The organism is Kocuria rhizosphaericola (assembly GCF_044462205.1).
GTDB lineage: Bacteria > Actinomycetota > Actinomycetes > Actinomycetales > Micrococcaceae > Kocuria > Kocuria rhizosphaericola.
This window is the reverse complement of the sequence record NZ_JBISWK010000042.1, coordinates 1-13248: the sequence shown is the minus strand read 5'-3', so window position 1 is coordinate 13248 and position 13248 is coordinate 1. Positions and strand designations below refer to the sequence as shown.

General features: G+C 73.5%; 12 protein-coding genes and 1 tRNA gene. 4 read left to right on the top strand and 9 right to left on the bottom strand.

Going from position 1 to position 13248, the window contains the following annotated elements; genetic code table 11:
* Positions 1 to 51: 51 nt before the first annotated feature.
* The 4 genes from ACH9D2_RS04785 to glsA all read right to left on the bottom strand — a co-directional run bounded on the left by ACH9D2_RS04785 (position 52) and on the right by glsA (position 4513).
* Positions 52 to 1065 (bottom strand): inorganic phosphate transporter, encoded by a 1014-nt coding sequence (locus tag ACH9D2_RS04785; protein WP_396361612.1) that lies wholly within the window; start codon positions 1063 to 1065, stop codon positions 52 to 54.
* A gap of 4 nt (positions 1066 to 1069) precedes the next feature.
* On the bottom strand, positions 1070 to 1684 hold the full coding sequence (locus ACH9D2_RS04780) for a DUF47 domain-containing protein (RefSeq protein WP_396361611.1): 615 nt from the start codon (positions 1682 to 1684) through the stop codon (positions 1070 to 1072).
* Positions 1685 to 1953: 269 nt separating this feature from the next.
* Positions 1954 to 2598, bottom strand: a complete 645-nt coding sequence (locus ACH9D2_RS04775) for a hypothetical protein (protein ID WP_396361610.1) — start codon at positions 2596 to 2598, stop codon at positions 1954 to 1956.
* 43 nt (positions 2599 to 2641) lie between these two features.
* Entirely contained in the window at positions 2642 to 4513 is a 1872-nt protein-coding gene (gene glsA, locus ACH9D2_RS04770; RefSeq protein WP_396361609.1) for a glutaminase A, read from the bottom strand.
* Positions 4514 to 4687: 174 nt separating this feature from the next.
* Here glsA and ACH9D2_RS04765 point away from each other — a divergent pair.
* Positions 4688 to 4760: transfer RNA gene (locus tag ACH9D2_RS04765), tRNA-Lys, on the top strand.
* A 123-nt stretch (positions 4761 to 4883) separates the two neighbouring features.
* Here ACH9D2_RS04765 and ACH9D2_RS04760 read toward each other — a convergent pair.
* From ACH9D2_RS04760 to ACH9D2_RS04750, 3 genes are all read right to left on the bottom strand, one after another.
* A complete protein-coding gene (locus ACH9D2_RS04760) occupies positions 4884 to 5687 on the bottom strand; it encodes a hypothetical protein (RefSeq protein ID WP_396361608.1) in 804 nt (267 codons plus the stop codon).
* 206 nt (positions 5688 to 5893) lie between these two features.
* A complete protein-coding gene (locus tag ACH9D2_RS04755; protein ID WP_396361607.1) occupies positions 5894 to 6175 on the bottom strand; it encodes a hypothetical protein in 282 nt (93 codons plus the stop codon).
* Positions 6176 to 6341: 166 nt separating this feature from the next.
* Complete coding sequence (locus tag ACH9D2_RS04750) at positions 6342 to 6596, bottom strand: hypothetical protein (RefSeq protein ID WP_396361606.1); 255 nt, start codon at positions 6594 to 6596, stop codon at positions 6342 to 6344.
* Positions 6597 to 6747: 151 nt separating this feature from the next.
* Here ACH9D2_RS04750 and ACH9D2_RS04745 point away from each other — a divergent pair, with 151 nt between their 5' ends.
* Positions 6748 to 6972 carry a hypothetical protein gene (locus tag ACH9D2_RS04745; protein WP_396361605.1) on the top strand — a complete coding sequence of 75 codons (225 nt, stop codon included), beginning with the start codon at positions 6748 to 6750 and terminating at the stop codon, positions 6970 to 6972.
* 96 nt (positions 6973 to 7068) lie between these two features.
* Here ACH9D2_RS04745 and pstS read toward each other — a convergent pair whose 3' ends face one another.
* Complete coding sequence (gene pstS, locus ACH9D2_RS04740; RefSeq protein WP_396361604.1) at positions 7069 to 8217, bottom strand: phosphate ABC transporter substrate-binding protein PstS; 1149 nt, start codon at positions 8215 to 8217, stop codon at positions 7069 to 7071.
* 209 nt (positions 8218 to 8426) lie between these two features.
* On the opposite strand from pstS, the gene ACH9D2_RS04735 reads away from it, so the two are divergent.
* Positions 8427 to 9719: a DUF2254 domain-containing protein gene (locus ACH9D2_RS04735; RefSeq protein ID WP_396361603.1), complete on the top strand. Its 1293-nt coding sequence runs from the start codon at positions 8427 to 8429 to the stop codon at positions 9717 to 9719.
* 9 nt (positions 9720 to 9728) lie between these two features.
* Here ACH9D2_RS04735 and ACH9D2_RS04730 read toward each other — a convergent pair whose 3' ends face one another.
* The gene (locus tag ACH9D2_RS04730) at positions 9729 to 11255 is read right to left on the bottom strand and encodes an MFS transporter (RefSeq protein WP_396361602.1); all 1527 of its coding nucleotides are present in this window, start codon (positions 11253 to 11255) and stop codon (positions 9729 to 9731) included.
* Between the two features lie 160 nt (positions 11256 to 11415).
* Between ACH9D2_RS04730 and ACH9D2_RS04725 the strand changes: the two genes are divergently transcribed.
* Positions 11416 to 13221 carry an AMP-binding protein gene (locus ACH9D2_RS04725; RefSeq protein WP_396361601.1) on the top strand — a complete coding sequence of 602 codons (1806 nt, stop codon included), beginning with the start codon at positions 11416 to 11418 and terminating at the stop codon, positions 13219 to 13221.
* Positions 13222 to 13248 lie beyond the last annotated feature (27 nt).

The window sequence follows — 13248 nt, the reverse complement described above, 5'->3', positions numbered from 1 at the left end:
GCCCGTCGTCGTCGGCGCCCTCGACCCCGGTGCGGGGTCCGCGGAGCGGTCCTACAGCAGGGGGGAGAGGGCGAGCAGGAGCGTGCCGGAGATCGCCCCGCACGCCGGGACGGTGAGGAACCACACAAGGAGGACCCGCCGCACCACCCGGACGTTGACCGTGTGGAAGCGCTGCTGCCGTCCCGCGCCCAGGATCGCGGCGGCCGTGGTCTGGGACGTGGACATCGGCACGGGGATCAGCGTCCCGCCCAGGAACAGCAGGGACCCCGCCACGCCCTGGGCCACGGCGCCGCGGAACGGGTCGATCGTGACCATCCGGGAGGACAGGGTGTACGCGATCCGCCAGGCCCCGAACAGGGTGCCCACGGCCAGCCCGGTCGCGACGACCAGGAACAGCCACGGCGCGGACCCCCCGAGCGGGTCCGGGACCCCTGCGCACAGCAGCAGCGTCGCGAGGATCCACGCGGCCCGGCGGCCGTGGTGGATGCCGTGCCCGAAGGAGACGGCCGCCGCCCCGCTGGCGAGGACGAGCCGGGACCGGAACGTGGTCGCGTCCGGTTCGGAGTGCCGCAGCAGGTGCAGCAGGGGGACCACCAGCGTCCAGGCCGCGGCGTAGGCGGCCAGCGGCGCCAGCACGAGGGGGACCACGACCTGGTACAGGGCGGTGACCGTCAGCGGGTTCTGTGCCACGAGGTCCACGGCGTGGGCGCCCAGGAGAGCGCCCAGCAGCCCGCCCGACAGCGCCGTGGTCGAGGAGCTGGGCATGCCCCACCACCAGGTGAGCAGGTTCCAGCCGATCGTGGTCACCAGGGCGCAGACGATCGCCGCGGAGCCCACCACGTCGTGCGGCACGGGGACGCCCGTGATGATCCAGTCCGCGAGCAGGTAGGCGGCGGCCCACACGCCGGCGGCGTTGACGAGCGCGGTGAACACCAGGCCGACCCGGGGCGTGAGGGCGCGGAAGCGCACGGGCAGGGCCAGGGCGTTGGGGGCGTCGTGGAAACCGTTGACGACGGTGTGGGTCACGGTCAGGACGATCCCGAGGAGCGTCAGGGCCGTCAGCACGGGGTCAGGACTCCGCCACGACGATGCGGCCCACCTCGGTGGAGACCCGCACCAGCGCCCGGGCGGCCCCGGCGAAGCGCCGGACGGCGCGCTCGCGCCGCATGGCGGGGATCGCCTTGTGGTTCTCGAGCAGGTGCGTCATGTGCAGCTGGTAGATGCGCTCGGACTGCTTGCCCAGCCGCAGCATCTCGTACCAGTAGTCGTCCAGGCCCTGGAGGCTGCCGAGATCGCGCATCGCCCGGGTGGTCAGCTCGGACATCCGCTCGATCACCCCGAGTTGGTCCGTGGCGTAGGCGGGCGGCCGGTTGAGGGCGTAGGCGACGTGCGCCTCCGCGACGGCCAGCAGCTCCTCCGCGGCCTTGTTGAGCCAGTGCCCCAGGAGGTAGACGTCCTGCCGGGGAATGGGGATCACGAACGTGGAGCGCACCGTGGTCATCACGGAGAAGTACAGGTCCGTCGACCGGGCCTCGCACTCCCGGATCGCGTCGAGGGTCGCGGCGTCGAACTCGGGGGAGCCCAGCAGCTCGGACAGGAGCCGGACGCTCTCCGTCACCTGTCCCGACATGTCCGCCAGCAGGTCCAGGACCAGCTCGTCCTCCGGGAAGATGCGAAGCGCCATGTGTTGACCGTCCTGGGCGTCGGGACCTGCGCCGCGGAGCACGGCGGATCCCACTGTACATGGGGCTGTCGAACGGCCCGCGGGCGCCCAGCGGTCCCGGGAGGAGGGGTGAGGGCGGTGCCGGACCGGGAGCGCCTCTCGGCGGAAGGCCGCTCGTGGCGGCTATGTGATGGAGCCCGGGGCTGCCGCGGCCCGGCACCTGGCTTCCATGGTAGTCGACGTGTCCGTGACGCCAAGTCCTGCGGCTGCGGGCGCCCGCACGGCGGGCCTCAGTCGAGGTGCCCGCGGCGCCACTGGTTCGCCGCGGCCTCCAGCTCCTCCGCGGTCCGTTCGAGCCGCTGGGTGAGGGCCACGGTGCTCGGAGCGCGCGCCGCGCCCGGGTCCACGACCGGCATCTGCCCGGTGTCCGCGAGCCGGATCCGGCCGAGGGCGATCACGCGGCAGAAGGCCGCGAACCGGTCCAGGGCGATGTCGAACTCCCCGTTGAACGCCCCGGAGAGGATCGCGTCCGCCATCGAGGTGATCTCCTCCGCCCCGGGGGGCTCCGCGACACCGGCCACGACGTGCGACACCTGCGCGGTGCTCCGTCCCGCCGTGAAGTAGCGGCCCATCCGCACCGGGTCCTTCCGCACCCCCGCCCGCAGGGCGTAGAGCCGCCACAGGGCCCCGGGCAGGGAGACTGCCGGGGCCTCCGCCCACATCTCGGCGATCCCCTCCAGGCCCTGCTCGTCGGTCAGTTCGATGAGCCGCCGGCTGATCTCGGGGTCGTCGCTGGCGCGCCCGCGGGAGACCAGGGCGTGGGCGGCGAGGTGGGCCGCCTCGGAGACGCGGGCCGGGTCGGGGCCGCCCTCGTGCGCGTCGAACTGCTCCGGGGAGAACTTCACCGGCTTGTGGTGGCGGGGCGCTTCGCTCATGCACCCAGCGTACGGCCGTGGCCCGCGGCGGACCACGGATCGCTCACCAGTCGCTGGCCGAGGCGTGCACCGCCGCGTCGCGCCACTGCTGGTCGGCCCGCTCGAAGCCGTCCCGGGCCAGGGCCTTCCACAGCCGCAGGCCCAGCGCGGGGTCCTCCCGCTCCAGCTCCGCGAGCGCCTGCGGGGGCAGCACCCGCGCGGTGACGTCGGTGACGGCGCTGAGCGTCACGTGCTGCTTGTCCCCGGTGCCCAGGGCGAGCTCCCCGAAGCTCATGCCGGGCCCGAGGACCTGGAGCTCGACGCGCTCGCCGACGGGCGTGCGCAGGGACATCGACACGCTGCCGCTGACGATGAGGTGGATGCCGGCGAAGTTCTGCCCCGTGCGCAGGATGTTCTCCCCGGCCGCCCACGTCCGCTCGACGGTCCGCGCGCGCAGGACGCGGGCGTCCTCGGGGGCCAGCCGGGAGAACAGCTCGGACTCCACGGGCTTCACCCGGGACGGGGTGCACTCCGGGCCGCCGTGCTCCTCGAGCAGCGCGTCCTCGACCCACTTGATGGCCGCGGCGCGGCTGGGGAAAACCTCCAGCGGCGGCTCGCCCTTGAAGGAACCGGCGAAGCCCGGATCGGTGGCCACCGCCACCACGGTGCGGCCCGCCGCCAGCAGCTCGGCCCGGGTCTTGGCCAGGAGCGGCATCGCGTACTCGGCGATCACGTCCACCCGGCGCATGTCCACGACCACGTACTGGGCGTCGTAGGCGACGTCGCGGACCGTGCGGATCGCGGTCTCGGTGCCGGTGAACAGCAGGTCACCCTGCAGCTCCACCACGACGGCGTCCTTGCCGTGCTCGGCCAGCACCGCCTCGGCCTCGGCGTTGCGGCGCACCAGTGACGGGGACTGGTCGATCGGGTAGCTGGCGCGCACCGTGGAGCGGGCCACCCGGGCGGTGTGCGTGAAGTGCAGGTCGAGGTCCTGGGAGAGCCGTTCGCAGGCGAGCACCCCGCGCACGCTGTTGCCGTGCCGGTCCAGGGCCGGGGAGAAGGTGGCCACGGCCAGCTCCCCGGGCAGGACGGCGATGATGCCGCCGCCCACCCCGGACTTCGCCGGCAGGCCCACCCGGACCATCCACTCCCCGGCGTCGTCGTACATCCCGCAGGAGCTCATGACGGACAGCACCCGGGAGACCGTCCGGGCGTCGAAGACCTCGTCCCCGGTCAGCGGGTTCGTGCCCGCGTTGGCGAGGGTCGCGCCCATCAGGGCGAGGTCCCGGCACGTGATCAGCACCGAGCACTGGGCGAAGTAGTCCTCGAGGGCCTGGGCCGGGTCCCCCTCGATGATGCCCGCGGAGGCCAGGAGATAGCCCAGGGCGCGGTTGCGGTCCCCGGCGTCGTGCTCCTGGGCGAAGACCTCCGGGCTGATCGCCAGCTCCCGGCCCGCGCACCGCGAGTAGGCCTCGCGGATCCGGTCCCGGCGCAGGTCGCGGTCGCTGTCCGGCACGAGCCACGTCGAGGCGATCGCGCCGGCGTTGATCATCGGGTTGGCGGGGCGACCGGTGCCGGGCTGGAGCGAGATCTCGTTGTAGGCGTCCCCGCTCGGCTCCACGTCCATCTTCGCGTGCACCGCCTCCGCCCCGAGGTCGGAGAGGGCGAGAGCGTAGGTGAACGCCTTGGAGATCGACTGGATGCTGAACTCGTCCCGTGTGCTGCCGGCCTCGTACACGTGACCGTCAGCGGTGGCGATGACGATGCCGAAGGGCTCGGTGTCGGCCTGCGCCAGGGCGGGGATGGAGGGGCTGGGCTCGCCGCCGCGGACGTCCCGCAGCTGCTCCACCACCTGCTCGAGGTACTCGGTGACGGCCGACGGGCCGAAGAGCCCCGTCTCGGCGCGTTCGTCTTCCTCGGTGCTCGGGTGCGGCACGGTCGGTCCTCCGGTCGGCTGGGCGTGGGTGGCACGGGACTGGCCACCACTCTAACCGTCAGGCGGCTGTGCAAATCCGGGGTCGGCCGCCCCGGGGGTGGGACCGGCTCCCGGTGGGAACCGTGCGGTAGAGTGGTGCCCGCTCCGGACCGGCCGCGCCCGTCGGTGGAGCACGGGCCTCTAGCTCAGTTGGTAGAGCAGTGGACTTTTAATCCATGGGTCGTGGGTTCGAGCCCCACGGGGCCCACGCACGCAAAGGGTCCTACTTCCGCGAGTTGCCGGGGGAGTAGGGCCCTTCGTCATGTCGCGGGACGGCCCGTGGCCACCGCACGGCCACACCGGCCCGGGGAGCGGCGCGGGCCGTGCCGGTTCACGTCTTCTGCACCCGCCGGGGCCAGGACCGGTCCCGGCGTCGTCGGGACCGGATCGTGAGGCCGGTGAAGAGGGCCGCGACGGAGGTCAGGAACCAGTAGAAGGCCGGTGGGCTCCCACCGTCCAGGACGACGAGGACCGTGGCGACGGCCCAGCCGCCCCACACCAGCACGGCGTGGGACCGGTTCATCGCGTTCTCCGGACGGAAGCTGTCGTCGGACGGCCGGTCCCCGGTGCTGTCCGGATGAGTGCGTTCCGTGGCGGCGCCGGTGAGGCACCGGGCGGAGTCGACGAGGTGGGCGTTGCGCTCGGCCGCCCACTGCGGGATCCAGGAGTGCATCCTGGCGTACCACCCCAGGTTGTCGCGGCAGTGCGCTCTGAGGACGGAACCGGCGCCGGTGCCGGTCGCCGTCACGGTGAGGGTGGAGGGGAAGCGACGGCGGCCCTTGACGGACTCGATGCCGGTGAAGCGGAACGTGAAGTCGGACCCGACGTCGACGACGACCTCCTTGCCCTGCTGCCGGACCGCGGCTCCCTCCGCGCGGAAATGCTCCGTGATGCGGTCGAGGGCCTGGGGGGCGGGCAGGCCCGAGGCCCACTGGTCCTCGAGGCCGAATCGTTCGTGGCGTGCCGCACGGCGAGCCCACCAGCCGAACAGGAGGCAGACGAGGACGACGATGCCCGACCAGAGCACCGTGGCCCAGAGAGGGAGCTCCAGCCGGCGCAGCACCCAGAACGGCACGAGGAACAGCACCACCCCGAGTGCCACCAGGCCCGTCGACGTCTCCCGCCGCTCCGTCATGGACGCGTTCCCCTCATCCGCGCGGCGGGCCCCAGCCCGTCAGCTCGCTCCCTTCCTACGGGAGGGGATTTGCAGTTGCAAGACACGCAAGGGGGGACAGGGAGGGGCACGGCGCCCCGGTGAGGGCGCGACACCCTGCCTCCCGTCCGTGGAGCTGAGGCCTGCGCGGGCGGCAGGGAGCTCGAGGGCGGCCGGGGCGGGAGCTGCTAGTCGAGCAGGGCCAGGGCTTCGCCGATGCGCTCACGCAGGGCCCTGGCCTGCTCCACGGTCCACGCCTCGTGGCCGATGTGCAGGACGAGGCCGTCGGGGTGGGCGTAGGAGCCGTCCGCGGTGGTGATGACTTCCCAGGTCTCCAGGAGCGCGACCGGTGACGGGCCGGCGAGGGACCGGGCGGACAGCTCCCGCGAGTTGGTGACCGTCTCGGGGTCGGTCAGCTCCTGACGGGTGGCCCAGTGGGGCTGGGGGACGAGAGCGGTGTTCTCGTACATGGGGGTGCCTTCCAGAAAGAGGGGGTACGTCCATGTTTATGCATGTGAGAGTCCGTGTGCACTCGCGGGTCGGGCGTGTCGCCCGGGGGATCGAGGTGTAGACGTCCGTCGGCGTCCCCTGCACTTTTGTCCTGCCGGACGACGACGTCGCCCCGCAGGGGCCGCCCTACTGCCCGTCGAGCTGCGCGGAGGGGGTGGGGACCGACTCGGGGCCGGGCGGGTCCGGCGCAGGAGCCGCGGGCCCGGTCCCGGGGTCCGTCGGAAGACCGTCCGGGCCGGCGGTCGGAGTCGTCGTGACCGGCGGTGGAGGGCTGAACGAGGTGGGCGAGACGCCGGGGGTGCTCTCCGCCTCCTCCGGCCGGTCGTCGCACCCGGTCAGCGTCAGTGCGAGCAGGGCCACGGCGGGAATGGTGCGGCGCATCGGCGAGCCTCTCTGTCGGGGACGACTCCACGGTAGCGGGGCGGGCCGCCGCAGCGAAGGGCCAGGGGCCCGCGTCCGGCCGAGGGCAGGACGCGCGCACCCGGGGTGTGCGAGGATCCGGGGACCAGGACGCCGACCGGCAGGAGCCGCCATGTCCGAGCGAAGCAGCGAGCGCACGGCCCTCGTCCTGCTGTCCGCGACCGCGGTGCTGCTGCTCGCGGGTCAGCTCCTCACCTGGTCCTCGGAGGACGGGGTGTTCAGCGCCTTCGTGTTCGTGCTGCTGCTGCTGTGGGCCGCGGTCATCGCCGTCCGCGTGGTCCGCTTCGTCCGGCGGGACCGGCGGCCGGACGGTCCCGGGCCCGACCGTCCCGGGTAGGGCGCCGCCGTCAGCGGCCGGCGAGCCGCGTCCGCACCGCCGCGACCGTGTCCGGCGCCGGGTGCCCGGGCAGGGACGAGCTCCCGTCCCGACCGGTCAGCGGAGGCTGATGGAGTCGAGGGCGGCCTGCGCCTCGGCGGTCAGGTTCTCCGGCAGGGGGGCGCTCTTGACGGCCTCCGAGGACGCCTGCTGGCCCTCCTCGCTGACCACGAAGTGCCCGAACGCCTTGGCCAGCTCGAGGACCTCGGGATCCGCGTAGCTGCTGCAGTAGATGTGGTACGAGACCAGGACCACCGGATAGGCCCCGGACGCGTCCGGCTCCCGGTCCAGCTCGAGGGCGATGTCGTGCGGACCGGTGCCCTCCACTCGGGAGGCCTCGCCCACCGCGGTGCCGGCAGCCTCACCGGACACGGCCACGTACTCGGACCCGACCTTCACCCTGGCCTTGCCGAGGGAGTCGTCCACGAGCGAGTCGTCCGCGTAGGTGACGGCGCCCTCGGTCTCGGCCGTGAGGCTCACGACCCCGGCGTTGCCCTGGGAACGCTCCGTGGGCAGCTCCGCGGGCCAGCTGCCGTCCTCCTCGTCCGTCCACACCTCGGGAACCACCGAGTGCAGGTAGTCGGTGAAGTTCTCGGTCGTCCCCGAGTCGTCCGCGCGGGCGATGGGCGTGATCGGCAGATCGGGCAGCTCCACGTCCGGGTTCTGGGCCGCGATCGCCGGGTCGTCCCACCGTGTGATCTCGTGGCGGAAGATGCCTGCGATGGTCTCGGCGTCGAGGTCCAGCTCCTGGACGCCGGGCAGGTTGAAGGCGACGCTGATCGGCGAGATGTAGACGGGGATGTTCAGGGCGCCCCCGGGACCGCAGAAGTCCCGGACCTCGGCCTGCTCCTCCTCGTCCAGGTAGGCGTCCGAGCCGGCGAAGTCGGTGCCGCCCCCCACCAGCGCGCTGCGCCCCGCGCCGGAGCCCGCGGAGAGGTACTGCACCTGCGCGTCCGGGTGCATCGACTCGAAGCCGCTGCGCCACGTCAGCATGGCGGCGTTCTGCGCCGAGGACCCCACGCCGGTGAGGATCCCGGACAGGTCCGAGCCGCCCTCCTCCGCGGCCCGGCGCTGCTCCTCACCGAGGGGGTAGTCGGAGCCGCACCCGGTCAGCGCCGCCAGCGCCAGGACCAGAGCCGGTGCCGCACCGGTCCGCAGCAGCCGGGCGTTCCTGTTCCGTCGGCGCGGTCGCGAAGCGTTGAGCATGGAGAGGTCTCCTCGGAGCGGTCAGGGTGGGGCGGCAAGGGGGCGGTGCGTCCGCGGGCGCGCGGGTCCGGGCGCCCAGCTTACCCGGGCCCGGTGGGAGCGTGTCCGGGCTGCTGCGGCGCCCGCCCGTGCCCGGCAGCTCGGGCCGGACGCCGACGTCCGACGTGTGCGTCCGTGATCAGACTCCGGGGCGGGTCTAGGGTGTCCCCATGGATAATCTGTCGGGCTCCTGGCGCCGGGTGTTCAACAAGTTCTGGTTCGTGCCCGCCGTATGCGTGCTCGCCGCCGTCGTGCTGGCCCAGTCCGTCGTGGCCCTCGACCGCTGGCTGCCCGAGGGCCTGGACTCCCCGTGGGTCGTCTGGGTCTATGCCGTCGGCATCGACGGGTCCCGGGCGATGCTCGCCGCGATCGGCGGGTCGATGCTCGGGGTGGCCGCCACCGCCTTCTCCATCACCATCTCGGTGATCGCCACGGCCAGCTCCACGTACGGGCCCCGGCTGGTGCGCAACTTCATGGCGGACCGCGGGAACCAGGTGGTGCTGGGCGTGCTCGTCTCCACGTTCATCTACACCCTGCTGGTCCTGCGCACGATCCGCTCGGCCTCCGACGACCTCGCCCAGCCGTTCGTCCCGCACGTGGCGGTCAACCTCGCGGTGGTGATGGCGGTCGCGGACGTCGCACTGATCGTCTACTTCATCCACCACATCGCGGACTCCGTGCAGGTGGACACCCTCGTCCGCGGCGCCCGTCGGCACCTGCTGGACGTGATCGACCGGTGGCACCCGGAGGAGATGCCGGAGGAGCTGGTCCGGACGGTGCGGCACCGCGGCGGTGGGGGTGAGGTCACGGCGGGCGGCGACGGATACGTCGTCAGCGTCGGCTTCGAGCGGCTGCTCGACCACGCCGAGTCCGGGGACGTCGAGGTCGAGCTCGTCCCGCGCGTGGGCGACCACGTCCTGGCCACGGAGCCCCTGGCCCGGGTGTGGCCCGAGCACCGGGCCGAGGAGCTGGAGGGCCGGCTGCGGCGCTGCGTCCGGCTGAGCGACTCGCGCTCGGCCGACCAGGACGTGCGGTTCGCCGAGCAGCAGGTCGTGGAGCTCGCTGTGCGCGCCCTGTCCCCGAGCACCAACGACCCCTACACCGCGGTCAACGCCATCGAGGAGATCGCGACCGGGCTCGTCAGGGCCGTCGCCCGCCCGCTGCCCGGCAACACGATCGTGGTGGACGGCGTGCACCGCCTGCGGTACGGGCCGGTGGGGCTCGACGAACTCGTGGACATGCCGTTCGACCAGATCCGCCCGCACGCCACCGGGCACGTGAGCGTCCTGCTCGCCCTGGTGGACCTCGCCGCCCGGATCGAGGCGGCGACCGTCCACCCCTCCGTGCAGCGGCAGGCGCGTGAGCACGTCGACGTGCTGCTCGAGCAGTTCCGGGACAGCGCACCGCACCCCCGGGACCTGGCCCGGGTGGAGCAGCACGTCAGGTCGCGGTCGGCCGACTGAGCGGGCCCGCTACCGGCGCCGGAGCCGTGGGACCCGGCGCAGCAGGAGGCCCACGACCACGGCGGTCCCGGCCAGCAGTGCGGTGCCGATCCCGGCGGACAGGTGCACGCCGGCCTCGAAGGCGGCGACGGCCGAGGCCAGGAGCTCCCCGGACGCGTCCGGGCCGAGGGTCGCGGCGACGTCGACCGCCCCGCCGAGGGTCTCGGACGCGGTGGCGGCCTGCTCCGGGTCCAGCCCGGGCGGCACGGCCGTGCGGCGGGCGTAGGTCGCGGTCACGGCCGTGCCCAGGACGGCCACGCCGAGCCCGGCACCCAGCTCGTAGGCGGTCTCCGAGATCGCCGAGGCGGCCCCGGCCTGCTCCGGGGGCACCTCGGTGAGGATCAGGTCCCCCGCGATCGTCTGGGACGCGCCCGAGCCGAGCCCGATGACCATGAGGGCGACCACGAGCACGAGCCCGCCGGAGAGGTCGCCGAGCAGGACGAGCAGGAAGCCCGACGCCATGACCAGCAGCCCGCCGCCGAGCACGAGTGCCGGTGGCACGAAGCCGACCACGTGCACCACCAGCAGCCCCGAGGCGATCGTGACGGCGGCGCCCGGCATGAGGGCCAGCCCCGCCTCCAGGGGCGGCATGCCCTCCACGAGCTGCAGGTACTGGGAGACGAAGAACAGGAAGCCGATGAACGTGGTCGAGGCCACCAGGTTGTTGAGCAGCCCGCCGGTGAACGGGGCGTGGCGGAACAGGCGCAGGTCCAGCATCGGCACCGGGCTGCGCAGCTGGCGACGCACGAACAGCACCCCGGCCGCCACGGCCGCCACCGCGGCGGCCAGCACCCCGGCGGAGGGCCCGTGCGAGCCGAGGTCCTTGATGCCGTAGACCAGCGCCACCATGGCTGTCACGATCAGCGCGGCGCTGGGCACGTCCACCGGGCCCGGCGCCGGGTTGCGGGACTCGGGCACCAGCACGGGGGCCAGGACGAGCAGCGGCACCAGCACCGGCACCGCCAGGAGGAACACGGACCCCCACCAGAAGTGCTGGAGCAGGAGACCGCCCACGACCGGGCCCAGGACGCCGCCCGCCGAGAACCCCGTGGCCCACACCGCGATGGCCGCCCGCCGCTGCGTCGCGTCGTGGAAGATGTTGCGCAGCAGGGACAGGGTGGCGGGCATCAGCATCGACCCGAAGAGCCCCAGCATTGCCCGGGCGGCGACGAGCACCTCCCCGGTCGGGGCGAACGCGGCGAGCGCGGACACGGCCGCGAAGCCCGTGCTGCCCACCAGCAGCAGCCGGCGGCGGCCCACCCGGTCCCCGAGGGAGCCCATGGGCACGAGCAGCCCGGCGAGCACCAGCGGATAGGCGTCCACCATCCACAGCAGCTGCGTCCCGGTGGGGCGCAGCTCCCGGGAGATCTCCGGCAGCGCGAAGTTCAGCACCGTGTTGTCCACGGAGATCAGCAGCACCGGCAGCATCAGGACCACGAGGGCGGCCCACTCGCGGGCGCCGGCGCGGGCCGGGACGTCGGGTGCCGTGGACAGCATGGCGGGACGGGGCTCCTTCCGGGGCGGGGGTGCGGGGACCATCCTTCCAGAGCCGGCACCGGGCCCGCCCCGGACGGGGAGGGGTGTGCCGCACTAGACTGCTCGGGATGGCCCGCCGGACGAGCCCGCCCGGCCCGCAACGGAAAGATTGAGGTCCCCGATGGCCGAGCCGGTCCCCACGAGCGCGATGTCCGACGCCGCCCCTGGCGTCTCCGAGCAGTACGAGGCGGCCCGGGACCGCGTCCTGGAGCTGCGCGAGGACTACGACCGGGCCCGTGCGGAGTTCCGCTGGCCGCGGATGGAGCACTTCAACTACGCCCTGGACTGGTTCGACCACGTCGCCCGGGACCCGGAGCGCGGGGCCCGGGACGCGCTGTGGATCGTCGAGGAGGACGGCACGGAGCTCCGCCGGACCTTCCGGGAGCTCGCCGACTCCTCGGACCGCACCGCGAACTGGCTGCGGGGCCTCGGAGTCCGGCGTGGCGACCGCGTCCTGCTCATGCTCGGCAACCAGCTCGAGCTGTGGGAGACCCAGCTCGCCGGGATGAAGCTGGGCGCTCCCCTGATCCCGACCGCCGTCATGATGCCGCCCGCGGACCTGCTGGACCGGGTGCAGCGGGGCAAGGTCTCGTGGGTCGTCACGGACACCGCCAACGCGCCCAAGTTCGCGGGCGTCGAGGGGGACTACGAGCTCGTCGTCGTCGGCGCCGGCGCGGAGGTCGAGGCGGCGCGCGCGCAGCTGCCCGGCCGTCCCGTGCACCCGTACGCCGAGGCCGCGGCGGCGGACCCCGTCTTCGTCCCGGAGGGCGTCACGCGCTCCCGGGAGCCCCTGCTGCTGTACTTCACCTCCGGCACCACGTCCCAGGCCAAGCTCGTGGAGCACACCCACTACTCGTACTCCTTCGGGCACCTGTCCACCGTCTACTGGATGGGCCTGCGCCCCGGGGACGTCCACCTGAACATCGCCTCACCGGGCTGGGGCAAGCACTCGTGGTCCAACTTCTTCGCCCCGTGGATCGCCGAGGCCACCGTGTTCATCCACAACCAGGCCCGCTTCGACGCGGTCGGGCTCATGGAGCAGATGGGCCGGGCCGGCGTCACCAGCTTCTGCGCCCCGCCCACGGTGTGGCGGATGCTCATCCAGGCCGACCTGCACCGCGTGCAGGACCCGCCGACGTCGGCGGTCTCCGCCGGCGAACCGCTCAACCCCGAGGTGATCCGCCGGATCCAGGACGCGTGGGGCGTGACCATCCGGGACGGCTACGGCCAGACGGAGACCACGCTGCAGATCGCCAACACCCCCGGGCAGCCGGTGGTGCCGGGGGCCATGGGCCGGCCGCTGCCGGGATTCGTCGTCGAGCTCTTCGACCCCCGGACGGGCGCGCCCGCCGAGGAGGGGGAGATCTGCCTGAAGGTCGACGACGACCCGCCCGGGATCATGGCCGGCTACATCGACGAGCCCGGGCGCACGGCCGAGGTCGTCCAGGACGGCTGGTACCACACCCGCGACATCGCCCGCCGCGACGAGCACGGCGTCTACACGTACGTGGGCCGCACCGACGACGTCTTCAAGGCCTCCGACTACCGAATCTCCCCGTTCGAGCTGGAGTCCGTGCTCATCGAGCACCCCGCGGTGGCGGAGGCCGCCGTGGTCCCGGCCCCGGACCCGGTCCGGCACGCGGTGCCGAAGGCCTACCTGGTGCTCGCCGCCGGAACGGAGCCCACCCGGGAGCTCGCGGGGGAGATCCTGAGCTTCGCCCGGGAGCACCTCGCCCCCTACAAGCGGGTGCGCCGGGTGGAGTTCACCGACCTGCCGAAGACGATCTCGGGCAAGATCCGCCGGGTGGTGCTGCGGGAGCGCGAGGAGGCGGCGGACCGCTCCGGCGCGGGCGGCGCCGCGGCGCCCGGGCCCGACGGGTACGGCGTCGAGTACACGGAGGCGGACTTCCCCGGGCTGCGGGGCTGAGGACCCGCTCCCGGGCGCGGCGCACCG